This is a genomic window from Jilunia laotingensis (assembly GCF_014385165.1).
GTDB lineage: Bacteria > Bacteroidota > Bacteroidia > Bacteroidales > Bacteroidaceae > Bacteroides > Bacteroides laotingensis.
The window spans coordinates 4502144-4526794 of the sequence record NZ_JACRTF010000001.1; the positions used below are offsets into that span (position 1 = coordinate 4502144).

Genomic DNA, 24651 nt, shown 5'->3' on the forward strand with positions numbered 1-24651 from the left:
TATAATGGTTACAAACAAGTCATAAACACCGATTATCATCAAAGATCTCCTACATTTATACATAGATGCTCTTATAGCATCGTTAGTGCATTTGATATCACCTTATTTTTTATTTGCTTCAAAGTATAACAATAGAAAGAGAATTCTTATCTTTGTCCTTCGAAAATCCAAAGCTTATGAAAATACTATATTACATCTATCAGATTTGTTTTGCATTGCCTATACTTTTAGTATTAACGATTCTGACAGCTATTGTCACGATTGTAGGTTCATTGCTCGGAGGAGCGCACATTTGGGGGTATTATCCCGGAAAGATTTGGTCACAATTAATCTGCCTGTTTTTATTAATACCTGTAAAAGTGCATGGTCGCGAAAAGATTCATAAACATACATCTTATATATTTGTTCCTAATCATCAAGGATCTTTTGACATCTTCCTCATTTATGGATTTCTTGGACGCAACTTCAAATGGATGATGAAGAAGAGTTTACGTAAAATACCTTTTGTCGGAAAAGCATGCGAAAGTGCAGGACATATATTTGTTGATCGTTCGGGGCCTAAAAAAGTACTTGAAACAATTCGCCAAGCAAAAGATTCACTAAAAGACGGTGTATCTTTGGTTGTTTTCCCAGAAGGAGCCCGCTCTTTCACAGGACATATGGGATATTTTAAAAAAGGTGCTTTTCAGTTAGCCGATGATTTGCAACTAGCCGTGGTACCTGTGACAATCGACGGATCTTTCGAAATCCTCCCCCGTACTGGAAAATGGATTCACCGCCATCGCATGATATTAACGATTCATGACCCGATTCCACCCAAAGGAAAGGGATTGGATAATATTAAGGAAACCATGGCCGAAGCGTATTCAACTGTGGAAAGTGCTTTACCTGAAAAATACAAAGGAATGATAAAAAATGAGGATCAAGATCGTTGATACTCTAATATATATAATGCTTCTCAATCAACATTGACGTGTAGCCTTTTCTATTCACTCTAAAAGATGATTAAGAACATACAATGTATTGCAGATAAACACATAAAAATAGTGTGAAATACTCACGTACTTCACACTAAAAAAACCAATCGTGTATTAATCTATACACATTTTCTTCATAGAGATTGCATAGAGATCCTATTCTACAACTTACATAAAGGATTTAAAATATAATCCTATCTAAAAATGCAAATGAGATGATACTACGTTCAAAACTCTTTTGTTGTTCTCTGACATCTCATTTTTCAACTTTAAAGCAATGGCCTCTAATTCGCGAGACGAAATTTTAGAAGCAGCTTTTATATCTTTCTGAAATTGGTCAAGAGAAAAATAAGCATCCTTTTCTCCACCAATCTGCCCTGCAAAACGATTGTGATACTGTTCCAATACATTATTCGAAGTCAATAAGCCACCAGAGCCACAATCACCAACAACAATCACTGGCTTTTTCTGAAGCGCTCCTTGTAAAGCTATATATTTATGTCCTACAATAATATTTGCTTCTTGGATCAAAGAATTTACTTCAAATTCTTCACGCACAATCACATGCGGTGCATACCCTATCCCAAAAAGTTCCTCTTCACCTGAATATATGATATTAACCTTATAATCATTCAAGGTGTTAAGTATGATGAATAATCTCAACGCTGAATGTCCGTTACCCGCTCCAACAAGTATGGAAGGAGTCGAATGACGATATTTAGGAAATGCATTCATCTCTTCAAAACACGGAAAATGCATAGTAGTACTATCATCAGTACAACTACAAGGCTTATTAGGTGCTATAATCAATAAATGATCATATTGATTTACACTGTTTTCAATGAACTCTTTTTCATAATCATCTGCTAAGACTGAATAGATAATCGGTATGGCTGGATGAATCTCCTGTATTTTTTGATATCCTCTTTGATTAAAAGCAAAAGCGAGATTGTAAGAAGTCCATATCTCCCTATTAATATCATTTGCCATATCTACCTGATAACTATTATCTTTCAACAGCTTGATCAAGCCTTCACAGGCCTTTTGCTGTGTATATGTGTTACAACAAGCAGAAAAAAGAATTTTCTTCATGTTGAATTACTCTATAGTAAATTCACCATATACATAGCCACCATCACCATTTGTTAATTCTAATTTATAAGTGCCTGGATTATAGTTATCCAAAGGAATAGATATCAAATGCCATGGAGCAACAACGTCAGCTGTTGAAGTATAAACAACTTGGCCAGCACCTTCAATTGAAAGATTAACTTCACCAACTGCGGTTGAGAATTCAACATACAATATGCCTTCGGATATTGCAGCTTCAACAGGAAGTGATTGTAAAGAACGAGTACTTGACTGAGAAAATTCACCTTCTAGATATAAAGGATAATTCTCTGTTAACTGAGAAATGAAACTATCTTTATAGGAAATATCATTCCCACTGAAAGAAGTGCCATTAATAGTACTAGTAATAGATAGTCCTACCAACAAAATTAAAAAATAATGTAATTTCATAAGAATATTGTTTTTGTTCTTCGCAAAAGTAGAGCAAGCTAACGAGAAAAACAAAAAACCAACCCGGACATTTTAGACATCTTAATTATCAAATAAAATATTAATATACAATATATTAACTAAGAATTAAATAAAAAGTACCCGGACAAATAAGAAATTATTTTCTTAATAATCTCTTATAAATTCATCAAAATCCTTTTCTGCAGAAACCTTCAATTGCTTTTTTAATCTTCCTTTCGCTTTAGTTACAGAATCCGAGTTAGTAACAAAAATACGCCCTATCTCTTCATTTGTAAAACCACATTTTAATAAGCAGAAGAATGCAATATTATGTTTTGTTAAAGAGAAATCGTTTTTCAAACGATCAACCACTCCCCAATAGATTAAATTAAAGAAACCAAATAAATAGTCCCATTCTTCATTGGATAATTCTCTTTGAAATATACCATCTTTCAAAAATAAAAGCATCCTAAATGCATTAGCTCTTTTATCCACTTTAAATTCTTTATCAAAAATTATATCTCCACCTAATTCCTGTAGAAGTATCGTTAATTTTTTATTTTGTTGAGTTAGCAAAAAAACTTTTCCATTCAATTCACCAAATTTAGTTTGATAATCCACAGATATATCCTTAAATCGTTCATACTCTGCAATTTTTTGTTGACAAAAATCAATTTCTTCGTTATTCGCTATTATCTCCTGTTCAATTTCTTGTATCCTTTTCTTATTAGTGCGATTTTTATAATAATAAAAACACCCAACAGAAACGGCAACAAAAAATAGCACTATAGAACATAAGGCAATAGATTGATAACGAACCTTTATTTGTAAATTCTTCTTCAGCATTATTTCCTTGTCATATTTCTTTTGCAAATCACCCAAACGCTCTAATACGTCACGATTATGTAAAACATCGTTTAGTGAATCTGCTTTCTCCTTATAATTAATAGCTATCCAAGGATTCTTTCTTGATTTTTCAAGCCAATAAAGAGTATTGTATCCACTCATTTTTGTATACAAATCTAAAGAAGATAAACTCATTTTTAAATAGCTCTCAGCTTCAGATAAATTATCCATTAATAGATATAAATAACCCAGTGATAAATACGTTTCTGAAATGGGGCTACTTTTTGTATTTGCCTGAAGTGCTTTTAAAAAATAATACTCAGACTTTTTATATTCTTTTTTGGCTCTATATGTCATTCCTATTTCTTGTAAAATACTATATTCTGAAATACAATTGTTCTCATGTGCAATTTTCAATGCTTTTTTATAATAATCTAAAGCTATACTATCTGATAATGATGGATCTAACAAATATACTCGACCAATATTTCTCAATGCATAACTAATACCAAGTACTTCGTTTGAAAAAACATAGTACTCATAAGATTCCTGAAAATTAGAAAGCGCTTCTTTATATACTTTTTGTTTCCAATTCAAATTACCAATTTCTTCTGATATAAGCCCCAGCATTTTATACTCTTTACTTCCATCAAAAATTTCTTTGGATTTCAAAAAATACCTCATTGCATCTTCTGGCCTATTCATTTCCATCATCACCCTACCATAATAAAAAAATGCTTTCCCTTGTTCCTTAGGATGATCTCCATGGGAGCCATAATATCCTACAGCCAGTGAAATCAAAGAATCAGATTCTGGCTTGATATAATTTTTATCCATGGCTTGGGTCATCAGTAATCCATAATCAGCTTGGGCTTTACTGCGAAATGTCTCCGGATGAGGTATTTGTTTTAGAAGTTTTAAAGCACTATCAGGATAAACATCTATACATTGCTCGACCTGTGTTAATGCTTGAACGACTGAATCCGGGGTAGTTTGACAAGATACTATCCATATGGATAACATCAGTAATAATGTAGAATAATTTAGAAGGCGACGTAACAACATGTTTCGCTAAGTTTTTTTGCAAAAATACATAAAAAACTTAATTATCAGTTAGCCACCGGTGTATTTTGTTTAAGAAGTTGATGTTCTTCAATGAGCTTCATATTTTCCTTCGCTTTGGAAACAAACTCTTTTACCATCTTATTCATTTTAAAGGAATAGGGAGCATCTTTCATGATGTCTTCAATCTGAGGAGTCATGACAGGGTAAGGAAGACTACTACAAAGCATCATAAAAACGCTGGGACCTAATACATTTTCATAATTATCGGAAATAAACTTTTTGACATATTGATTCATTTCATTCACCAATTCTTCCCCCTCTTTCATCAACTGTTCATGGATTTCAGCAAGATCGACACCTTCCATCACCATACGTGCCTCTTTTCGTTCCAATTCTTCGATTTGTAAGTCCAGAGAATTTTTCTTCTCAATAAATTCGTAAAGAGCATCATTCAGAGGACTCCCTTTTACTTGCAATTGTGTATTGGTAATTGTAACCTCAATGTCACCTCCCTCAACAACCAAAGGCAAAATGGCCTCATCATCCATATAAAGAGTAGCCATCATTACAGAATCCACTTTACCTTTCATCGAAAACAAGCCATGAATAACTTCAGCAGAATCCAATTTCACCCACTGTCCATCTTGCAATATCTTTATAAAAAGCATCTTGCCATCCAGACTACTCACCGATGACGAACCTTCTATCTTATAATTACGACTACAGGACGCAAAGACCAGAAGACAAAGAAAAAGAGGTAAATGTTTATTCACACGCATCTGTTTGTAGATTTTCATACGGCAAAGGTACAACGTATTCATTTTTCAGTGAAACATTTTATCAATATTTAAAATACATAAGACTCTTTTCTTTAATAATCCTTATAAACATTAGTTTTTGGTATGTATTTTCATTTAGTTTACCTAAATTTGCAGACTATGACTTGACAAATAGTCAGTTTAGGAAGTCATAATTAACAACTCAAAATTCAAAAACAATAATAAAATGTCAACTTACGCACCTTTTGCTAAACCGCTCTACGTTATGCTGAAACCAGTGGGAGCAGTGTGCAACCTCGCATGCGAATATTGTTACTACCTAGAAAAAGCCAAATTATACAGGGAGAATCCTAAACATGTAATGAACGAAGAACTCCTTGAAAAGTTTATTGAAGAGTATATTAATTCCCAAATAATGCCTCAAGTATTATTCACCTGGCATGGAGGAGAAACTTTGATGCGACCTTTAGCTTTCTATAAAAAAGCAATGGAATTACAAAAGAAATATGCTAAAGGAAGAACCATAGATAACTGTATCCAAACCAATGGTACGCTTCTAACAGATGAGTGGTGTGAATTCTTCCATGAAAATAATTGGTTAGTAGGTGTATCAATCGATGGTCCACAAGAGTTTCATGATGAATATCGTAAAAACAAACTAGGCAAACCTTCTTTTGTGAAGGTAATGCAAGGTATCAATCTTCTAAAAAAGCATGATGTACAATGGAATGCCATGGCGGTAGTAAATGACTATAATGCAGATTATCCGATTGAATTTTACAACTTCTTCAAAGAACTCGACTGTCATTATATTCAATTCGCTCCTATAGTAGAGCGCATTTTCGAACATAATGACGGTAGACACCTAGCTTCATTAGCAGAGCGGGAAGATGGAAAACTAGCAGATTTCTCAATAACACCGGAACAATGGGGGAAATTTCTCTGCACACTTTTTGATGAATGGGTAAAAGAAGACGTAGGTAAGTACTATATACAAATATTTGATTCGACTCTCGCCAATTGGGTTGGGGAACAGCCGGGTGTTTGCACAATGGCTAAAACTTGTGGCCATGCGGGCGTCATGGAATTCAACGGTGATGTATATTCATGTGACCACTTTGTTTTTCCTGAATACAAGCTCGGGAACATTTACAATAAAACATTGGTGGAAATGATGTATAGCGAAAAGCAGAATACTTTTGGTCAAATGAAGCAGAATTCGCTTCCTACTCAATGTAAAGAATGTGAATTCCTCTTTGCTTGCAACGGAGAATGTCCCAAAAACCGCTTTGCCAAAACATCTAACGGGGAACCAGGATTAAATTACCTATGTAAAGGATATCACCGGTTCTTCAAGCATGTAGCTCCCTATATGGACTTCATGAAAAAAGAACTGATGAATAAGCGCCCTCCTGCAAATATTATGGAGGCTTTAAAAAACGGAGAACTAATAATCGAAGATTGAACATTATTTTAACTGTAATAAAAGAGAAAGATGGTAAACAGACTAAAATTTTACATGCTGGCGTTGACAACGCTGGTAGTTTGCTCCGCAAAGGCGGATGAAGGAATGTGGTTGCTACAATTAATGCAACAGCAAAACTCCATCGACATGATGAAAAAGCAAGGATTGAAACTGGAGGCTATTGATTTGTACAATCCCAATGGCGTTTCATTAAAAGACGCTGTGGGCATCTTCGGAGGAGGGTGTACCGGAGAAATTATCTCACCGGAAGGATTAATTCTGACAAACCACCATTGCGGTTATGCATCCATCCAACAACACAGTTCTGTTGAACATGATTATCTGACAGACGGCTTTTGGGCAACTTCCAGAGATAAAGAATTGCCTACACCGGGACTCAAGTTCACTTTTATCGAGCGAATCGAAGATATTACCGATCTGGTAAATCAAAAGATTGCAAATAAAGAAATTACCGAAGCCGAATCTTTCACTTCTGCTTTCTTAAATAACCTGGCAAAAGAACTGCTGGAAAAGAGCGATTTGAAAGATAAACCAGGGATTGTTCCACAAGCACTACCTTTTTATGCCGGAAACAAATTCTACACGTTCTATAAGAAAGTATATCCTGATGTACGTATGGTAGCGGCTCCCCCTTCTTCAGTGGGTAAGTTCGGTGGCGAAACGGATAACTGGATGTGGCCACGCCATACCGGTGACTTCTCGATGTTCCGCATCTATGCCGATGCTAACGGTGAACCGGCTGAATACAGCGAAAGCAACATTCCTTTGAAAACCAAAAAACACTTGGCTATCTCTCTGAAAGGTTTGAAAGAGGGTGATTATGCGATGATCATGGGATTCCCAGGAAGTACCAGTCGCTACCTCACCGTTTCAGAAGTAAAAGAACGCATGAATTCTACCAATGAGCCACGCATCCGTGTACGTACTGCTCGCTTAAACGTTCTGAAAGAGGTTATGAATGCCAGCGATAAAACTCGTATTCAATACGCCAATAAATACGCAGGGTCTTCCAATTACTGGAAAAATTCAATCGGTATGAATAAGGCGATCATAGACAACGACGTATTGGGAACTAAAGCTGCTCAAGAAGCTCGTTTCGCGGCATTTGCCAAAGAGAAAAATAATGCCGACTACATGAACGTAGTGAAACAGATTGATGATGCCGTAGCTATCACAGCTCCCTTGAACTACCAATTTACCAGCTTAACAGAAGCTTTCTTCACCGCTATTGAATTTGGAAGTCCTTTCCAGATCATGGAGAAGTTAGAAAATGCCATAGAAGAAAAAAATGATTCGGCTATCGATGCCAATATAAAAATCCTGAAAGAAGTATATGATGCTATTCATAACAAAGACTATGATCACGAAGTAGATCGTAAAGTGGCTAAAGCCATTTTCCCACTCTACGCAGAAATGATCCCAGCCGAGCAACGTCCAGCTTTCTACAATACGATTGAAAAGGAATATAAAGGGGATTATAATAAATATATCGATGCTTTATATGATAATTCCATCCTGTCGAACCAGGCCAACTTCGATAAGTTTATTAAAAAGCCAACAACGAAAGCTATTAAAAACGATCTGGCTACTCAATACTCAAAGGCCAAGTATGACAAATATCTGGCGTTAGTAGATAATTTAAAGGGCGAAAGCCAGAAATTAGCTTCATTACACAAAATCTATATTCGTGGATTAGGTGAAATGAAACTTCCCGTTCCATCTTATCCTGATGCAAACTTTACGCTACGCCTGACATATGGTAATGTAAAACCTTACAGCCCCAAAGATGGTGTATTCTATAAGTATTATACGACTACCGATGGAATCCTTGAAAAAGAAAATCCTGAAGATCGTGAATTCAACGTTCCAGCCAAACTGAAGGAACTAATCCAGAAAAAAGACTTTGGACGTTATGCCATGGCAGACGGCACTATGCCGGTTTGCTTCCTGTCTACCAATGACATCACAGGTGGTAATTCCGGTAGCCCGGTATTGAACGAGAACGGTGAATTGATTGGAACTGCTTTCGATGGAAACTGGGAATCACTGAGCGGTGACATCAATTTTGATAATAACTTGCAACGCTGTATCAACTTGGATATCCGTTATGTTCTTTTCATCCTTGAAAAGTTGGGTGGCTGTGGACATTTAATTAATGAAATGACAATCGTAGAATGAGGAAACATCTATTAATAGCTGCTTTTTCTCTTGCAGCCCTTACAGCTCATGCCGATGAAGGTATGTGGATGCTGACCGACTTGCAGGCACAGAATGCTGCTGTTATGAGAGACCTGGGACTTGAAATTCCTATCGAACAAGTTTATAGTCCCGACGGAATAGCTTTGAAAGATGCAGTCGTCCACTTCGGTGGCGGCTGCACTGCCGAAGTTATCTCAGCGGAAGGTCTTGTATTAACCAACCACCACTGCGGCTACGGAGCTATTCAACAACACAGCAGCGTAGAACATGATTACCTGACTGATGGCTTTTGGGCTATGAACCGGGAGGAAGAACTTCCCTGCAAAGGATTAACAATCACTTTTATCGATCGCATATTGGATATAACATCGTATGTCAATGAACAATTGAAAAAGGATGAAGATCCGGAAGGTACCAACTATTTATCTCCAACCTATCTGGAAAAAGTAGCCGATCGTTTTGCACAAGCGGAAAAGATAGAAATTACTCCTGCCACCAAACTGGAATTAAAAGCTTTTTACGGGGGTAATCGCTATTATCTTTTCGTCAAAACAGTCTACAGTGACATACGTATGGTAGGCGCCCCGCCCTCTTCTATCGGTAAGTTCGGTGCAGACACAGACAACTGGATGTGGCCTCGTCAAACAGGTGATTTTTCATTATTCCGCATTTACGCTGCTAAAGATGGCAAACCGGCCGAATATTCTAAAGATAATGTGCCTTTGAAAGTAAAGAAGCACTTAAAAATCAGCTTAGCAGGAATACAGGAGGGAGATTTTACATTTATAATGGGATTCCCGGGACGTAACTGGCGGTATATGATTTCCGATGAAGTGGAAGAACGTATGCAAACTACTAACTTCATGCGTCATCACGTACGTGGCGATCGTCAGAAAGTATTAATGGAACAGATGCAGAAAGACCCTGCAGTCCGTATCCATTATGCCAGTAAATACGCTTCATCTGCCAATTACTGGAAAAATGCTATCGGTATGAACGAAGGACTTGTACGGCTGAAAGTGCTTGACACAAAACGTAGCCAGCAGGAACAATTGTTAGCACGAGGTCGTAAAATAGGCGATGACTCCTATCAAAAAGCATTCGATGAGATTCGTTCTATCATAGCTCATCGGCGAGATGCAATGTATCATCAACAGGCAATCTCCGAAGCCTTACTTATGGGAATGGACTTTATGAGAATTCCATCAACGAAAAAACTAACCGAAGCTTTAAAGAGTAAAAACCGTGAAGAAACACAAGCGGCTCTTGCAATCTTAAAAGAAGAAGGTGAGAAATACTTTGACGACATACGTTTTCCTGAGGTAGAGAATTTGGTTGGCAAGCAGATGTTGAAGACATATATGAGCTACATTCCTGAAAAGCAACGTATCAGCATATTCAAAGTAATCGACACTCGGTTCAAAGGAGATAGCGATGCATTTATCGATGCATGCTTTAAGTATTCTATTTTCGGAAACAAGGCTAATTTCGAGAAATTCCTTAGAAAACCGACTTTGAACAAGATGGATAAGGATTGGATGATTCTGTTCAAGTACTCTATCGTGGATGGGTTGACACAAACGACCCAAGCTATGAAGGAAGCCAACCAAAATTATGACGCAGCGCATAAAGTATGGGTGAAAGGCATGATGGATATGCGTCAGGAAGCCGGTATACCTATTTATCCCGATGCAAACTCTACTTTAAGATTGACATACGGCAAGGTAGCTTCCTACGAACCGGCCGACGGAGTGGTATATGATTATTACACCACCCTGAAAGGAGCTATGGAAAAAGAAGACCCTGACAACTGGGAATTTGTTGTACCGGCCCGGTTGAAAGAATTATATAAAAACGGTGATTTCGGTCGTTATGCCATGAAAAACGGTGAAATGCCTATTTGCTTTATCGTTGACACAGACAATACGGGAGGTAATTCCGGAAGTCCCGTATTCAATGGCAAAGGGGAACTTATCGGTACGGGGTTCGACCGCAACTATGAAGGACTAACCGGTGATATTGCTTTCCGGCCTTCTTCACAACGTGCAGCTTGTGTAGATATCCGCTACATCTTATTTATCATTGATAAATATGCGGGTGCTTCACATTTAATCAACGAACTGGATATTGTGAATTAGTAAAGAGAGGAGGAGAGAGCAGGAAGAGGGAAGAGTGAAAAAGGAAGATTTCTGATAGTATCCACTATTTTGCATAAATAGAGAACTTCCGACTTAACTCTTAATTCTTCCCTCTTCCTACCCTCTCCTTCTTCTCTCTTAATCACCTTTCCAGTTTTGATATGACTTTTCGGATGAATAGGCTATGAATCATTAATTAAAATCTTCCATCATATACGTTTCATTGATTAATTCTTCCATAGTCTGTTGCAAATTATCAACGGCCTCTTCAGGAGAATCTCCATAAGCATTACATTGCATATTCACAGTAAGCCAGGCATAATACCCGCCATCGAATGTGCATTCAAGCACATAATCTGTCTTCTTCAATTTCATATTGGCATATAATTAGTAAGGGTAGGTAAATTTATTATCGATTGAGGATTAAACAATTTTTCAAGTTCGCAGATGATATGACGCTCACTGCTACGAGCCCAATAAACAAATTCCCGGTTCGGGGAATAATGATCGGAAAAGCTCAGCAACGACTCGAGTGCAAATGAATCACTGATAATCCCCGCACCTACTTGTGCTGCGTCATATGCGTTACAATCTTGTTCAATATGCGCAGGTACCATCAGGACAGGCTTTCCCAAATACATCGCCTCACAAATAGATTCAAAACCTGCGGTACTGGCATAAGCGCGACAACCTGCCATGTAATTAAGGAATTTAACATCATCAATCTGATGGAAACTCAATGTCTCATCTACCCGAGTCACTTCCTCGGTATCAGGTTTATCCCAGAAAAATTGCAAAGGAATTTCAGGATGAGCATTATGAAAAGCCTCTACACTTACGGAGAAGCCCGAATTCAACATATACCCATGTACATAATCTCCCTTCTCGGGATGAATAGCCGTGACTTCCGGTCTGAGCAATGGAGGCACCACCGATATGTTTTGATCCGGATCATCGGACATTTTCTTAAAAGAGAGTGCCAAGCGTTTTTTGGCCCGCAAACTTGTCAAGCGCGTAAAAAAACGAAGCATGGAAAGCTGCAAGGCATTCTTTTCGGGAAACTCAAATTCACGGTGCAAAAATAAATACTGATGCCCAATACAAACATAGGGAATCGAAGGATGAAAGAAAGTATAAGTAAGCCCGGTCAAAAGTTCATAGAAATTGATTACCACATCCGCTCCCGTTTCTCGTATCCGCTGATTAATATAAAACATGCTTCTAAAATACTCCGGCACACGAATCAGGTTATAAAGTACACTTTTACCAAGATCAGCTCTTTTATTATCCGCTGATGGCAAAAAGTTGGGACTTAGAAAACGCTTTACCGGTGCCTGTATGTTCCGGTTGAAGAAGCCCGGTAAAGTACGTGAGGAACTTTTCCCGACCAACACTTCCACAACCTCGTGACCATTACGTCGTAACATCTCTTCAAGAGTCAACGCTTGCGTAAGGTGTCCTCTTCCTTCTCCCTGTACGATAAATAAAAACTTCATAGGCTATTACTTTTAGGCAAAAACAACAATACGGATAATTTTTTGTTTTTTCGATACGCAAATTTCGTCACATGAAGTTACAAACATATGTCCTTGCGATTACTATACGATGAACAATTTCTGCGTTTCCACGTTATATAATCAGAAACAATAACTATATTCGCAGTCGATAAGACTGACAATTCATTAGATTTAAGAAAGGAAAAATTATGGAAAAGTTTGAAGATTTGATACAGTCACCAGTTCCCGTTTTAGTGGATTTCTTTGCAGAATGGTGTGGACCTTGCAAGGCCATGAAACCTATTCTTGAAGAGGTGAAATCCAAAGTAGGAGACAGTGCCCGCATCGCTAAAATAGATGTGGATCAAAATGAACAACTTGCAGCAAAATACCGCATACAAGCCGTGCCCACATTCATACTATTCAGTAAGGGGGAAGCAGTGTGGCGTCATTCGGGAATGATTCATGCCAGCGAGTTGACAGGAGTTATTGAGAAGTATACACATAAAGATTAAGAATGAAAAAAGTATTATCATTAGTAGCCCTGGTCATGATCAGTGTAATCATTTACGCTTTCAATGATGAGGGAGCCAAAGTAAACCAAGAAAGCAAAAATGAAGTAAAAGACAGCGAGGTGGTCGTAATGGACAAAGACATGTTTATCAAAGACGTGTTCGATTACCAGACCAGCCAAGAATGGAAATACAAAGGCGACAAGCCTGCCATCATAGACTTATATGCCGATTGGTGCGGGCCATGCCGGAGTACAGCGCCTATCATGAAGTCATTAGCTAAAGAATATGCCGGAAAGATCGTGATTTATAAAGTAAATGTGGATAAGGAAAAAGAGCTGGCAGCACTGTTTAACGCAACAAGCATCCCGCTCTTCGTATTCATCCCGATGAAAGGTGAACCACAACTTTTCCGAGGAGCAGCAGATAAAGCGACCTATAAAAAGGCGATTGACGAATTCTTATTAAAATAAAAGATTAAGAACCAGTTTAAACAATAGACAAAAGGATGGAAAATCATAGCAGTATCCCACAATGCACTGCCATAGAATTTTCCATCCTTTATTTATATTTATTTGGAGTACCCCACCGGATGATTCATCAACGGTTTCTGACTATCTTTCAACTTTAGCACCGTCCTTAATTTAGCCTCATCCATCGAAGCACGCGGCACCGTGGCCAAGTTAGCAGCCGAACAGAAAACCGATATATTCTGTGAAACGATTCCCGCATCTACGGCACACATCAGAAGTGCATGGCTGTCTTTCACATCCCCCATACGAGCCACATCGCTGACCAACACCAATGACACAGGAGCTGTTTTCACAAATGCCTGCCCACCGGCTACTGCATCCCTATGATCTCCTTCAGACACCAAATTCAACTGATGAGCCTTGGCATCATAGAGGTAAGTTCCTTGTGGCAATACTACATAAACATCCACATCCTGCTTGTCCATAGCCGATGGAGCCGTGCGTTTTCCACTCTCAGGACGATTGACTCCATTGGCTGCCCACAACAAATCGGATAGATCGGCCATGCTCAATGCCTTGGCCGCAAATTCGCGTGTGGAATGCCTGTCCGCCAACGCTTTCATCACGGTTCCGCCACGGTTCATATCCGGTTTTGGCAAACGAATCACTTTATCAGCCGCATACAGGGTCACTGATAATAACAAACACATAAACAACAGTTGTACCTTCTTCATAATCTGTCCATTTTAAAGTTCGATGTACAAATATAACCGAATCTCAAATGCAAAAATCATCCTGTAAGAAAGTTTAATAAAAAAAGACCTGCATCAACCATGTGACACAAGTCTTTTCCTCATTTACGAATTATATTTTATTATTTCTTACCGAAATAACGGTTGTAAAGTCCTTCAAAACCTTTACCGTGACGAGCTTCGTCCTTACACATTTCATGTACGGTATCGTGAATAGCATCCAGATTCAACGCTTTGGCACGTGTAGCAATACGTTTTTTATCTTCGCAAGCACCAGCTTCAGCATTCATTCTCTTTTCAAGGTTGGTTTTTGTATCCCACACGCAGTCACCCAACAATTCAGCGAACTTGGAAGCATGTTCAGCTTCTTCCCATGCATAACGTTTGAAGGCCTCGGCAACTTCAGGATAGCCTTCGCGGTCGGCCTGACGGCTCATAGCCAGATACATACCAACTTCAGTACATTCACCCATGAAATGATTGTTCAAATCCTTGATCATTTCTTCGTCGCAACCTTTAGCCACACCGATCACATGTTCGTCAACGAAAGACAAAGCACCACCTTCTTCTTCAACTACTTCTACGAATTTGCTAGCAGGAGCTTTACACAACGGACATTTCTCAGGAGCTGCGTCACCTTCATAAACGTAACCACAGACAGTACATCTAAATTTCTTCATTTTGTCTTTAATTTTAATTAATTAGTCAATACGTATATTTTTCAAACAATTCTTACACACACCTTTGTAATAGTAATGCATTTCAGTCACCTCATGGCCATCCATTTGGACTCCCTCAACTTCTTTTACTCCCTTAGGCATTGCAAGATCATAAATACGTCCGCAACTTTTACAAAGGAAGTGGGCATGCCGGGAAGTATCCGCATCAAAATTAGTATTACGCTCATCGATGGTGAGCATCAACGCAGCTCCTTGCTCTGAAAACAACTTCAACGTGTTATAGACTGTCGTCTTAGAAAGTGTTGGCATTGAGTCAGATAGAGCCGTGTATATTTCATCGGCCGATGGATGTGTACGATGTTCCATCAGATATTCCATAATAGCAATGCGCTGAACGGAAGGTTTTATATTGTACGCTAATAATCGGTCGTATGGTTTCATATCTTTTCATTTTCAGAGTTGTAATCATTACAATCTTAAAACTGATGCAAAGATAGAGATTCCTTTCATTTCTACAAATAAATTAAAGACATTTTTCACAAAAAACATACTACATTTCATCCGGCCGGGGAGAATATGGCAAGTAGTTGGACAGATATCTCAAAAGTATTTCCTAATTTTGCATCCAATTAGTACATCAAATCATTTATTTATATGAATTACGGATTTGTAAAGGTGGCGGCAGCAGTGCCCCATGTTAAAGTAGCGGACTGCAAATATAATGCCGGACAACTTGAAAGCTTGATAGCCATTGCTGAAGGAAAAGGAGTGCAAATCGTGACTTTCCCGGAAATGTGCATCACCGCATATACCTGTGGCGATTTATTTGGGCAACAGCTCTTATTGGAAGAGGCGGAAATGGCATTGATCCAAATATTAAATAATACGCGCCAACTGGATATCATCTCTATCCTGGGGATGCCTGTAGTGGTGAATTCCACCGTGATCAATGCAGCCGTAGTTATCCAGAAAGGAAAAATATTGGGAGTCATTCCCAAGACATATTTACCTAATTATAAGGAGTTTTACGAGCAACGTTGGTTTACTTCTGCGTTGCAAGTAGCCGAGACTAGTGTTCGGCTTTGCGGGCAGGTGGTTCCTTTAGGCACAAATCTCCTTTTTGAAACTTCGGATACCACATTCGGAGTGGAAATATGCGAGGATTTGTGGTCCACCATCCCTCCCAGTTCGACATTGGCTTTACAAGGAGCAGAAATCCTGTTCAACCTTTCGGCCGATGACGAAGGCATCGGAAAACACAGTTATCTTTGTTCGCTTATCGGCCAGCAATCGGCACGGTGCATTGCCGGCTACGTATTCTCCTCCTGTGGTTTCGGGGAATCGACCACGGACGTGGTATTTGCCGGCAACGGACTTATCTATGAGGATGGAAGACAACTGGCAAGCAGCGAACGATTCAGCATGGAAGAGCAATTGGTGATCAGTGAGATAGATGTGGAACGCCTACGTGCCGAACGGAGAATCAATACTACGTTCGCTGCCTGTAAAGGCAATCTTCCGGCAGATCGGAAACCGATACGCATCGCCACGGAATTTGTCAATAGCAAGGAATTAAATCTGACGCGCAACTTTAGCATGCATCCTTTCGTCCCCAAGGGCAAAGCTTTGAATGAACGCTGCGAAGAGGTATTCTCCATTCAGGTTGCCGGTTTGGCACAACGGCTTGTCCATACAGGAGCCAAGACAGCTGTGATAGGTATATCAGGCGGATTAGACTCTACATTGGCACTGCTTGTCTGCATCAGGACTTTCGATAAACTCAGCCTGCCGCGCAAGAATATCATCGGTGTTACGATGCCGGGATTCGGAACCACAGACCGCACTTACAACAATGCACTCTCTCTGATGGAATCGTTAGGAGTCACCGTTCGGGAAATCAGCATCAAGGAAGCGTGTATCCAACATTTCAAAGACATCGCCCATGACATAAATGTCCATGACGTCACTTACGAAAATTCACAGGCACGCGAACGCACGCAAATATTGATGGACATCGCCAATCAGACCAATGGAATGGTGATCGGGACAGGTGATCTTTCGGAACTTGCATTGGGTTGGGCTACTTACAACGGAGACCACATGTCTATGTACGGTGTCAATAGCAGCGTCCCGAAAACACTGGTGAAATATCTTGTGAAATGGGTTGCTGACAATGGAATGGATGATACATCACGCACTACGTTGCTCGACATCGTGGACACCCCGATCAGTCCGGAACTGATACCGGCAGATGAAAACGGAGAGATCAAACAGAAGACTGAAGATCTAGTCGGCCCTTATGAGCTTCATGACTTCTTCCTCTATTATTTCATGCGTTTCGGTTTCCGCCCTTCCAAAATATTCATGTTGGCTTCACGGACGTTCAACGGGGTACATGATGAAGAAACAATTAAGAAATGGTTGTTCATTTTCTTCCGTAGGTTCTTCAATCAGCAGTTTAAACGGTCGTGTTTACCCGATGGGCCGAAAGTGGGAAGCATATCCATCAGTCCGCGCGGAGACTGGCGGATGCCGAGCGATGCGTCTTCCGCGGCATGGCTGAAAGAAATTGAAAGTCTGTAGCAGATCGATGCGACCCTCACAGGACAACGGAGATAAACAATAGAACTATTAGTGTCAAACCATTCAACTTCAAATTATGGTAATATTACAAAAAGACATACCCCAAGGCTATGCTCATTGCTTTGCCGGTAAAGACAGATGCCCTAAAGCAGACAGTTGCCTGAGAGCTATCGCAGCAAAATTGCTTGAAGAGAGCAAAGATACGCAACCCCAAACCATCAATATGGTAAATGCAGCCTATGTGGATCAGTTGGCCGACCAAACCTCATGCCCACTCTACCGTTCAAGCGAACCGTTGCGCTACGCCAAAGGCATGTCTCATATTTTCGATGAAATACCTGTAAAGCAAGCTCGCACCATACGACACAAAGTTATCGGATGTTTCTCATGCGAACGTTATTTCTACCATAGTCGAAATGGCAATAGACTGATTTCACCCGAAGAACAGCGGAAGATAGCCAATGTGTTCCGAATTGCCGGCCTTGACACCACTCCCAAATTCGATGATTATGAACAAGTAATTGTATGGTAAGCAGAATGCCATATAGGCACATCCTGATACACTATTTTATACAATTACATAGTTAATGACGCATATCGCCATAGCATGACAACTGCAATGCTAATGCAGCATCATTGCAATAGTATTGCAGCGCCACTGCAAAGGGAGTGCAGTACTACTGCAAAGGGAATACAGCATCACTGCAAAAGCATGGCAGTAACTCTGCAAAAGCAATGCGTAAACATACAAAAGAACGAATCCATTTCCTTACTTTTCCAAAGATACCGATCCTCGTGTACCGGTCGTCGTCTACATCTGTTGCCAGACATATTAATGAATGGCTCAGTGTGTGCGGCTGTCCTGATTTTATATGCTTTTTGTTTGCATTTAATAAATAAAATTGTTTATATTTGCAAAAGCCGTTGCATTGCTTAAAAACATATAATGCCATGAAGAAATTGATGCTATCCCTGCTGTTATTGCACAGCACACTCGGTTATTCCCAGGAACCATCCCGTAGTATAGAGATTCATGCGATCGACAGTGTGCCGGTCATGCGCTCATCGGGGATGGATCCTGCCAGTCATACCCAACTCCCCAAATTCATTCCTCCATCTCCTGAAGTTTCATCTCTTTTCAAATTCATCGATTATCCGGTAAGCCATTCTACGGTGATAATTGACTATCTTAAATATATCCAGATTATAAACGACAATGAGTACCATCGGTCGGAAAAGCTTGTAGCCCATGAACTCGGACTTCCTGTGTTCCTCTTTGCCGACTATTCCATCACGAGGGGGCACCGGCTTTTATCGTCCGTCACCGAAGATGAAGTATTTGGCGGTCATACCGTAACCACTACCCGCCATTATTCCTACGATTCCAACTTTTTGTTGAAAAGTGTCACGACCAGTGGCAGTTCCGGTAACAACCAGGCGGAAGAGACCTTATATCCGACCGATGCCTAATACAAAGGCCAGGTTGTCTACGCCAAGATGGTCAACCTTAACATGATGAACGGGACTGACCACTTTCTATACGTATGATGCTTTTAACCGCCTTCAAAAGATCAGCGTCCAGGAACCGGGAGGAAGCATCAGGACTGTCGGGACTCATGATTATCATTACAAAAATAATTAAAAGCAGTTCTTGAATAAAATAATAAGATACAGGAATATCCACTTCAAAAACTCCGGCTTATGAAACCGCTCCTTTTCCTCTCTTTCGTGCTTGCGCTCCCTCTAGGGCTGTTCTGCCAGACCACCCTGGACAGTTCGTGCAACCTTCCCCGTCCGGGCGACCGCCTTGCCAAGCAACAGGTAGATTATAAAGCTCCCGGTGCGGCAGGGGCAGACCTCGTCTGGGATTTCAGCGACCAAACCCCTTTGAACGACCATTACGAACTGAAGTACCGTACTTTGAACACATGTTCGGACACCCTTGCGGGTATCGAACACCGCACGATGTACTATTACCATCTTCGTGGCGATTCCCTCTGCTCGCTTGGCTATGAGAACCCCACCACCCTGATCCGTTACCACCGGCCGGAAGCCCTGCTCGTGTTCCCTTCCATTCCCGGCTCCGCCTTGCGCACGGACACCCTCCCTTTCATCCTGAACCGGGACAGCATCGACTGGTATCTTGCCAATGACTCCTCCTCCCTTCAGGTGGACACCTGGCGTTGGTATGCGGACGGCTACCGCTATCCCATCTTCGAGTCCGTCTCCGGCTCTGTCTGCTGCCTTGGAAAAGCGTCCCCCTATTTCGCCACCTCCTTCTATTATCCTCCCCACGAACAATGCTATGCCCTGGGGGAAGATTCCGAGAACCGGCAGAAACGTGAGGATCTGAGTGAAAAAGAGTATTCCGCCTTTAATGATGGCAGCGAAGGCAGGGATTATTCCGACGACCGGGTCAGCTACTCCATCCGCATTGATTCGCAAGGCGAATTAAGGATAGACTATCTCCTCAATGAACCTGCCGAGGTGCTGGTCGGTCTTTATGACCTGCAAGGGCGGCAGTTATGTCCTGTCCGTCAACAGCAAAGTCCGGTCGGAAACTATACCGAGACGTTCTCCCTGTCTGATTTTCCGGACGGTGAATACCTTCTCCGTCTGGTTGTTGGCGGAAAGACTTATGGCGAGAAAGTCTTGAAGCGGTAGTCTTTGAGATACCATACTATAATCCTGTTTTGAACCTTAAAAGCAGAAACACAATGAAAAGACTTTATTTATTCCTATCTCTTTTGTCGGTGGCTTGTTCCCTCTCATCACAGAACAACAACCAGAACTATGTCCTTACGCGCACGATGCTCAACGAGTCGGGCACGCAGTACATCGACAACATCCAGTACTTTGACGGTCTGGGCCGTCCTTCGCAGAATGTCCAGAAAGGTGTCACCCCGAGCCGTGCCAACCTTGTCACCTTGCAGGAATATGACGGCTTCGGCCGTGCAACTAAAAGCTGGCTCCCCCATGTCACCACATCCACTTATCTTGACCCCGGTTCTTTCAAGAACTCCGTTCCCGGCACTTACAACGGTGACAGCCGTCCCTATGCCGAGACAATCTATGAGAACTCCCCCTTGAACCGCGTGGTCGAGCAGTATGGTCCCGGTGCGGCTTGGTCGCAACATCCCGTCTCCACCTCTTACCTGACCAACACCGCCAGCGGTGATGTTACATTTCATGAAATTGGGCACGTAATTTATCAAGGGAAATCCCAAAATAAAGTAATAGACTATCATAATAAATCAAGAAATAGGCTTTTGCTTACTCCTAGACCTTATGATGAACATCATAATAAAAATGTAAAAAGAGGAGTTTATTGATATGAGTAATAAAATAGGTGTGATTATATTATTAATAGCGTTTTCTATTTATTTGAGTTCGCAAAAAGTAGAACAAAACTGGATTATCAATACAGATTTATCCAAAGATGAAACGTTGATATTAAATGTATCAAATGATACTGACGGGAATGTCGTTTTTGATTTTATCAATCAATCTAATGATAGCTTGTATTTATTTGATAGTTATTTAGATGGGACGTATTCAATCATAAATGAAGATTTGTATGGTTCTAAATACTTACATAGATATGATATGAAGTTAAAAGAGTGCAAATTGTCATTTTTGCCAATATTGCCTTTTTTGTCTGTGAATTATACAGATGTTGTTGTGGCAGGAGAAAATAAACTTATTAGAAAGGGGCAAATATTATATCATTTTAAACCTATTCCACCACAAAGTTGCATACAAATTGCTGTTCCTCGAAAGGTCTTCTACTCAAAAGAATATGTAAAGGAAATAACCCTTAAAGATTACTCGAAATTTGATAGTACAATTAAATTTAAAGATGTGATTCCTAAGAGGTGTCAGCGGATTAAAGTTGAATTTGCCATTTATAAAGATGTTAGTTTATTAACTTCTTACGATGCATTTTATTTTGATGAGCTTAATTTTAACAAACAAGCACTCTCATATGAGGTCTTTTCTGTCTCTATGGATTTATTAGATTAATTCATTTAGCTAACATTTATAAAGTTCAGTTTCTTTTTAGGTCAACCAGATATATGGGTTAGGAAAATAAGTAACTAATTCAGTACTTAAAGAAATGTACTTTACGGTTTAACAATAAAAATGTGTGGTTATAGATTCTATATGTGTATAAGTTTTCACAATAGGGGTACCGTATTAATAGGCGGAAAAAATATCCGGGAGTTCCTGTAAGTTCAAAAGAATGATTGCATGAATCTCCCGAACGACATCGCTTTTCTATGTGATGGCAATCCTCGTAATATTTCTTACGGTTATGATTCCAACGGCTTAAGGCGCAGTGTCACGCACGTGACCGCCTAGGGGTTTGTTTTCACCCTGATGGCTTCCCTTGCAAGATATTCCAATCAAAAAATAGCCCGACCGTTACATAACCACCACCAAATATTGCGGGAACCTCATTTATAATTGTGTCAGTAAAGGCAGCGTTTTTTTCGTGACCGCACCTGATGTAAGCCTTGAACACATCCTTACTAAAGAAGGTTATATCACTATGAATGGCGATATCCCCGTCTATCATTATTTCCTTAAAGATCATCTGAGTAATGTCCGTGTCGTTATGAACGAGAACGGTGTGACGGTTAGACAATCGAACAGCTATTATCCCTTTGGTGGTATCTTTAAGAACAAGGGGGATGGCGAACATCCCTTCAAATTCGGTGGCAAGGAGTTTGACCACATGCACGGATTGAACTGGCCGGATTTCGTTGCTCGTATGAAAGGCCATTGGCGGTTTATGCCTATTGATCAGTCTATCAAAGTACATATTACAGCAAGCAGTGTAAAAACTATAAATGGTCAACTTATAATAGAAAATTTCTTTTTAGGCAATACTTTTGAATCCATGTTAAGAACGATTGATATGGGATTTGAAGATACCGTAGGAAATACTACTTTACAACACTCCTTTGGAAGTCGGAAGTTCGAAGTGATATATATCCCGCCTGATAGCCATCCTCAACGCGCGTGCCAAAGCTTTGAAGATACCTTCAATCTTATGATGTTCGTTTTGCCCCTCTGCCTTGATATTCAGATTCATCTTTGCAGCATCACTCAACGATTTAAAGAAATGGAGGAACATCTCTGTCGGCATCTCCCCTATCTTCTCACGTTTAAATTCCGCCTCCCATACCAACCAGGGACGGCCTCCGAAGTCTAGACAAACCCGGCAGAGACAATCGTCCATAGGAAGAGCATAACCATACCGTTCGATTCCCCTTTTACTGCCTAAAGCCCGATAAATACACTCTCCCAATGCTATGGCCGTATCCTCGATCGTATGATGCTCGTCCACATCAAGATCACCTTTCACCTGAATGGTCAGATCGATGCTGGAATGTTTGCCGATCTGTTCCAACATATGATCGAAGAAGCCGAGTCCGGTCGAAATATCGCAAATGCCGGAGCCGTCAAGGTTCAGTGAGATGAAAATATCCGTTTCACGAGTGGTACGGTGAACTTCCGCTGTACGTTCACCGGCAAAAATATACTCGGCTATCTTATCCCAATCGGTAGTGGCCAATGCACAAACGCTTTTCAGTCCTCTATCTTCCAACAAATCGGTCGAATCCTGCAAATAAATAGCCTTACAGCCGAGGTTCTTCGCCAGTTCCACATCCGTAGGGCGATCACCGATCACAAAACTGCCGGGCAAATCATATTCAGGATTACCGATGTACCGGGTCAGCATTCCCGTACGCGGCTTGCGCGTAGGTGCCAACTCTTCCGGAAAACTACGGTCTATGAGGATATCATCGAAGACAATCCCCTCTCCTGCCAAGGTTTTCAACATAAGGTTATGAGCAGGCCAAAAGGTTTCTTCCGGAAAAGAATCCGTTCCGAGACCATCCTGATTGGTTACCATGACAAACTCGAAATCGAGCTTACTGCGGATAAATCCAAGGTTACGGAATACTTTCGGATAAAACTCCAGTTTCTCCAACGAATCGAGCTGGTAATCCATCGGAGGTTCAATGACGAGCGTCCCGTCACGATCTATGAACAATATTTTCTTCTTCATCATCTTCGTTCTATTTCTCTACCTTTATTTATATAGTCTCAAAGCTTCCAGCAACCTTTCATTCTCCGGCCGCGTGCCTACCGTGACCCGCAGGCAATTGCGACAAAGGGAAATGTTATGGCGATTGCGTACAATAATGCCTTCACTCACCAGATAATCGTATATCCTTACAGCATCCGTCATCCGGGCAAGAAAGAAATTGGCATCGGAAGGGAAAACCTCAAGGACACAAGGCAATGTAACAAAAGCGGTTTCCAAATACTTTCTCTCTTCTTTCAACGTACTCACCCAACGTTCGATTTCATCATAATTATGCAACATTTCGATGGCTTGCCGCTGAGTGAGTTGATTCACATTATAAGGGTACTTGATTTTATTCAATACCCCGATGACTGCCTTAGAAGCAAAAGCCATGCCCAAGCGTATGGCAGCGCATCCCCATGCCTTGGAGAAAGTCTGCAGAAGTACCAGATTGGGGTACTTGTCCAGTTCCGAAAGGAAAGAAGGAGCTTCGGAAAAGTCATTGTACGCTTCGTCCAGTACGATTAAACCTTGAAATGTACCCAAAAGTTTTTCAATTTCGGGACGCAACAAGTCATTTCCCGTCGGATTGTTGGGAGAACAGAGGAAGACAAGTTTCGTACTGTCATCCGTTGCCTCAAGCAGTCGGTCGGCAGAAAATTGAAAACGTTCGTCGAGTAAAACTTTCCGGTATTCCACATTGTTCACATCGGCACAAACCTGATACATCCCGTATGTAGGATCGATAGCAACCACATTATCTTTACCCGGTTCACAAAATGCACGGAAGAGAAGGTCAATCGCCTCATCACTCCCGTTTCCCAGGAAAACGGATTCCGGATCTACCTTCTTGATTTTGCCCAGTTCCTCCTTCAACTCCCGTTGCATAGGGTCGGGATAACGATTGTAAGGCAAATTGTACGGATTTTCATTGGCATCCAAAAATACGGAAGCAGCAGCACCTTTATATTCATCCCGTGCCGAAGAGTAAGGTTTTAGCATCCAGATGTTAGGACGGGTTAGTTCTTGCAATGTTTTCATCGT

At 40.5% G+C, this 24651-nt stretch carries 24 protein-coding genes; 12 read left to right on the forward strand and 12 right to left on the reverse strand.

The annotated features are described in order from the left end of the window. The first annotated feature begins 176 nt into the window (after positions 1-176). Positions 177-935 (forward strand): lysophospholipid acyltransferase family protein, encoded by a 759-nt coding sequence (locus H8744_RS17690; protein WP_262436116.1) that lies wholly within the window; start codon positions 177-179, stop codon positions 933-935. A 240-nt stretch (positions 936-1175) separates the two neighbouring features. Here H8744_RS17690 and H8744_RS17695 read toward each other — a convergent pair whose 3' ends face one another. From H8744_RS17695 to H8744_RS17710, 4 genes are all read right to left on the reverse strand, one after another. Then, positions 1176-2069 carry a hypothetical protein gene (locus H8744_RS17695; protein ID WP_262436117.1) on the reverse strand — a complete coding sequence of 298 codons (894 nt, stop codon included), beginning with the start codon at positions 2067-2069 and terminating at the stop codon, positions 1176-1178. A 6-nt stretch (positions 2070-2075) separates the two neighbouring features. Then, the gene (locus H8744_RS17700; protein WP_262436118.1) at positions 2076-2498 is read right to left on the reverse strand and encodes a DUF3244 domain-containing protein; all 423 of its coding nucleotides are present in this window, start codon (positions 2496-2498) and stop codon (positions 2076-2078) included. A 165-nt stretch (positions 2499-2663) separates the two neighbouring features. Beyond that, positions 2664-4409, reverse strand: a complete 1746-nt coding sequence (locus tag H8744_RS17705) for a tetratricopeptide repeat protein (protein ID WP_262436119.1) — start codon at positions 4407-4409, stop codon at positions 2664-2666. A 44-nt stretch (positions 4410-4453) separates the two neighbouring features. Continuing rightward, the gene (locus H8744_RS17710; RefSeq protein WP_369411082.1) at positions 4454-5182 is read right to left on the reverse strand and encodes a DUF4369 domain-containing protein; all 729 of its coding nucleotides are present in this window, start codon (positions 5180-5182) and stop codon (positions 4454-4456) included. Positions 5183-5414: 232 nt separating this feature from the next. Between H8744_RS17710 and H8744_RS17715 the strand changes: the two genes are divergently transcribed. From H8744_RS17715 to H8744_RS17725, 3 genes are read left to right on the forward strand one after another with little or no spacing between them, the layout of a single operon-like run. Continuing rightward, the gene (locus H8744_RS17715; protein WP_262436121.1) at positions 5415-6653 is read left to right on the forward strand and encodes an anaerobic sulfatase-maturation protein; all 1239 of its coding nucleotides are present in this window, start codon (positions 5415-5417) and stop codon (positions 6651-6653) included. Between the two features lie 30 nt (positions 6654-6683). After that, positions 6684-8852 carry a S46 family peptidase gene (locus H8744_RS17720; protein ID WP_262436122.1) on the forward strand — a complete coding sequence of 723 codons (2169 nt, stop codon included), beginning with the start codon at positions 6684-6686 and terminating at the stop codon, positions 8850-8852. Beyond that, a complete protein-coding gene (locus tag H8744_RS17725) occupies positions 8849-11011 on the forward strand; it encodes a S46 family peptidase (RefSeq protein ID WP_262436123.1) in 2163 nt (720 codons plus the stop codon). Before H8744_RS17720 ends, H8744_RS17725 begins: the two co-directional genes overlap by 4 nt. Positions 11012-11203: 192 nt before the next feature. On the opposite strand, the gene H8744_RS17730 is transcribed toward H8744_RS17725, so the two are convergent. Further along, positions 11204-11386: a hypothetical protein gene (locus H8744_RS17730; protein ID WP_262436124.1), complete on the reverse strand. Its 183-nt coding sequence runs from the start codon at positions 11384-11386 to the stop codon at positions 11204-11206. After that, entirely contained in the window at positions 11383-12507 is a 1125-nt protein-coding gene (locus H8744_RS17735; protein ID WP_262436125.1) for a glycosyltransferase family protein, read from the reverse strand. Before H8744_RS17735 ends, H8744_RS17730 begins: the two co-directional genes overlap by 4 nt. Positions 12508-12716: 209 nt before the next feature. On the opposite strand from H8744_RS17735, the gene trxA reads away from it, so the two are divergent. Both trxA and H8744_RS17745 read left to right on the forward strand, forming a co-directional pair. Then, positions 12717-13022, forward strand: coding sequence for a thioredoxin (trxA, locus tag H8744_RS17740; protein ID WP_262436126.1), 306 nt, complete (start codon positions 12717-12719; stop codon positions 13020-13022). A 2-nt stretch (positions 13023-13024) separates the two neighbouring features. Further along, positions 13025-13492, forward strand: coding sequence for a thioredoxin family protein (locus H8744_RS17745; RefSeq protein WP_262436127.1), 468 nt, complete (start codon positions 13025-13027; stop codon positions 13490-13492). Positions 13493-13590: 98 nt separating this feature from the next. Here the strand turns inward: H8744_RS17745 and H8744_RS17750 are convergent, their stop codons facing one another. The 3 genes from H8744_RS17750 to H8744_RS17760 all read right to left on the reverse strand — a co-directional run bounded on the left by H8744_RS17750 (position 13591) and on the right by H8744_RS17760 (position 15365). Beyond that, positions 13591-14226, reverse strand: coding sequence for a SagB/ThcOx family dehydrogenase (locus H8744_RS17750; RefSeq protein WP_262436128.1), 636 nt, complete (start codon positions 14224-14226; stop codon positions 13591-13593). A gap of 140 nt (positions 14227-14366) precedes the next feature. Continuing rightward, positions 14367-14924 (reverse strand): NADH peroxidase, encoded by a 558-nt coding sequence (locus H8744_RS17755; protein ID WP_262436129.1) that lies wholly within the window; start codon positions 14922-14924, stop codon positions 14367-14369. 21 nt (positions 14925-14945) lie between these two features. Next, on the reverse strand, positions 14946-15365 hold the full coding sequence (locus H8744_RS17760; RefSeq protein WP_262436130.1) for a Fur family transcriptional regulator: 420 nt from the start codon (positions 15363-15365) through the stop codon (positions 14946-14948). 213 nt (positions 15366-15578) lie between these two features. On the opposite strand from H8744_RS17760, the gene H8744_RS17765 reads away from it, so the two are divergent. The 6 genes from H8744_RS17765 to H8744_RS17790 all read left to right on the forward strand — a co-directional run bounded on the left by H8744_RS17765 (position 15579) and on the right by H8744_RS17790 (position 21530). Further along, the gene (locus tag H8744_RS17765) at positions 15579-17507 is read left to right on the forward strand and encodes an NAD(+) synthase (RefSeq protein WP_262436131.1); all 1929 of its coding nucleotides are present in this window, start codon (positions 15579-15581) and stop codon (positions 17505-17507) included. A 76-nt stretch (positions 17508-17583) separates the two neighbouring features. Beyond that, positions 17584-18039 (forward strand): DUF6078 family protein, encoded by a 456-nt coding sequence (locus H8744_RS17770; protein WP_262436132.1) that lies wholly within the window; start codon positions 17584-17586, stop codon positions 18037-18039. 419 nt (positions 18040-18458) lie between these two features. Then, entirely contained in the window at positions 18459-18977 is a 519-nt protein-coding gene (locus H8744_RS17775; protein ID WP_262436133.1) for a hypothetical protein, read from the forward strand. Between the two features lie 231 nt (positions 18978-19208). Further along, positions 19209-20171, forward strand: coding sequence for a T9SS type A sorting domain-containing protein (locus H8744_RS17780; RefSeq protein WP_262436134.1), 963 nt, complete (start codon positions 19209-19211; stop codon positions 20169-20171). Between the two features lie 53 nt (positions 20172-20224). Beyond that, positions 20225-20839, forward strand: coding sequence for a DUF6443 domain-containing protein (locus H8744_RS17785; RefSeq protein WP_262436135.1), 615 nt, complete (start codon positions 20225-20227; stop codon positions 20837-20839). A gap of 1 nt (position 20840) precedes the next feature. After that, positions 20841-21530 (forward strand): hypothetical protein, encoded by a 690-nt coding sequence (locus H8744_RS17790; RefSeq protein ID WP_262436136.1) that lies wholly within the window; start codon positions 20841-20843, stop codon positions 21528-21530. A 349-nt stretch (positions 21531-21879) separates the two neighbouring features. On the opposite strand, the gene H8744_RS17795 is transcribed toward H8744_RS17790, so the two are convergent. From H8744_RS17795 to hisC, 3 genes are all read right to left on the reverse strand, one after another. After that, complete coding sequence (locus H8744_RS17795) at positions 21880-22245, reverse strand: hypothetical protein (protein ID WP_262436137.1); 366 nt, start codon at positions 22243-22245, stop codon at positions 21880-21882. 216 nt (positions 22246-22461) lie between these two features. After that, on the reverse strand, positions 22462-23586 hold the full coding sequence (gene hisB, locus H8744_RS17800; RefSeq protein WP_262436282.1) for a bifunctional histidinol-phosphatase/imidazoleglycerol-phosphate dehydratase HisB: 1125 nt from the start codon (positions 23584-23586) through the stop codon (positions 22462-22464). 24 nt (positions 23587-23610) lie between these two features. Continuing rightward, a complete protein-coding gene (hisC, locus tag H8744_RS17805) occupies positions 23611-24648 on the reverse strand; it encodes a histidinol-phosphate transaminase (RefSeq protein WP_262436138.1) in 1038 nt (345 codons plus the stop codon). Positions 24649-24651 lie beyond the last annotated feature (3 nt).

Bases quoted from the DNA above. Each gene is read 5' to 3' on its own strand.
- H8744_RS17705 (WP_262436119.1), bottom strand. From the start codon at position 4,409: ATGTTGTTACGTCGCCTTCTAAATTATTCTACATTATTACTGATGTTA.
- H8744_RS17755 (WP_262436129.1), bottom strand. From the start codon at position 14,924: ATGAAGAAATTTAGATGTACTGTCTGTGGTTACGTTTATGAAGGTGAC.
- H8744_RS17780 (WP_262436134.1), top strand. From the start codon at position 19,209: ATGAAACCGCTCCTTTTCCTCTCTTTCGTGCTTGCGCTCCCTCTAGGG.
- H8744_RS17730 (WP_262436124.1), bottom strand. From the start codon at position 11,386: ATGAAATTGAAGAAGACAGATTATGTGCTTGAATGCACATTCGATGGC.
- H8744_RS17775 (WP_262436133.1), top strand. From the start codon at position 18,459: ATGAAGAAATTGATGCTATCCCTGCTGTTATTGCACAGCACACTCGGT.
- H8744_RS17760 (WP_262436130.1), bottom strand. From the start codon at position 15,365: ATGAAACCATACGACCGATTATTAGCGTACAATATAAAACCTTCCGTT.
- hisB (WP_262436282.1), bottom strand. From the start codon at position 23,586: ATGAAGAAGAAAATATTGTTCATAGATCGTGACGGGACGCTCGTCATT.
- H8744_RS17700 (WP_262436118.1), bottom strand. From the start codon at position 2,498: ATGAAATTACATTATTTTTTAATTTTGTTGGTAGGACTATCTATTACT.
- H8744_RS17770 (WP_262436132.1), top strand. From the start codon at position 17,584: ATGGTAATATTACAAAAAGACATACCCCAAGGCTATGCTCATTGCTTT.
- trxA (WP_262436126.1), top strand. From the start codon at position 12,717: ATGGAAAAGTTTGAAGATTTGATACAGTCACCAGTTCCCGTTTTAGTG.
- H8744_RS17725 (WP_262436123.1), top strand. From the start codon at position 8,849: ATGAGGAAACATCTATTAATAGCTGCTTTTTCTCTTGCAGCCCTTACA.
- H8744_RS17715 (WP_262436121.1), top strand. From the start codon at position 5,415: ATGTCAACTTACGCACCTTTTGCTAAACCGCTCTACGTTATGCTGAAA.
- H8744_RS17785 (WP_262436135.1), top strand. From the start codon at position 20,225: ATGAAAAGACTTTATTTATTCCTATCTCTTTTGTCGGTGGCTTGTTCC.
- H8744_RS17750 (WP_262436128.1), bottom strand. From the start codon at position 14,226: ATGAAGAAGGTACAACTGTTGTTTATGTGTTTGTTATTATCAGTGACC.
- H8744_RS17720 (WP_262436122.1), top strand. From the start codon at position 6,684: ATGGTAAACAGACTAAAATTTTACATGCTGGCGTTGACAACGCTGGTA.
- H8744_RS17765 (WP_262436131.1), top strand. From the start codon at position 15,579: ATGAATTACGGATTTGTAAAGGTGGCGGCAGCAGTGCCCCATGTTAAA.
- hisC (WP_262436138.1), bottom strand. From the start codon at position 24,648: ATGAAAACATTGCAAGAACTAACCCGTCCTAACATCTGGATGCTAAAA.
- H8744_RS17735 (WP_262436125.1), bottom strand. From the start codon at position 12,507: ATGAAGTTTTTATTTATCGTACAGGGAGAAGGAAGAGGACACCTTACG.
- H8744_RS17790 (WP_262436136.1), top strand. From the start codon at position 20,841: ATGAGTAATAAAATAGGTGTGATTATATTATTAATAGCGTTTTCTATT.
- H8744_RS17690 (WP_262436116.1), top strand. From the start codon at position 177: ATGAAAATACTATATTACATCTATCAGATTTGTTTTGCATTGCCTATA.
- H8744_RS17695 (WP_262436117.1), bottom strand. From the start codon at position 2,069: ATGAAGAAAATTCTTTTTTCTGCTTGTTGTAACACATATACACAGCAA.
- H8744_RS17745 (WP_262436127.1), top strand. From the start codon at position 13,025: ATGAAAAAAGTATTATCATTAGTAGCCCTGGTCATGATCAGTGTAATC.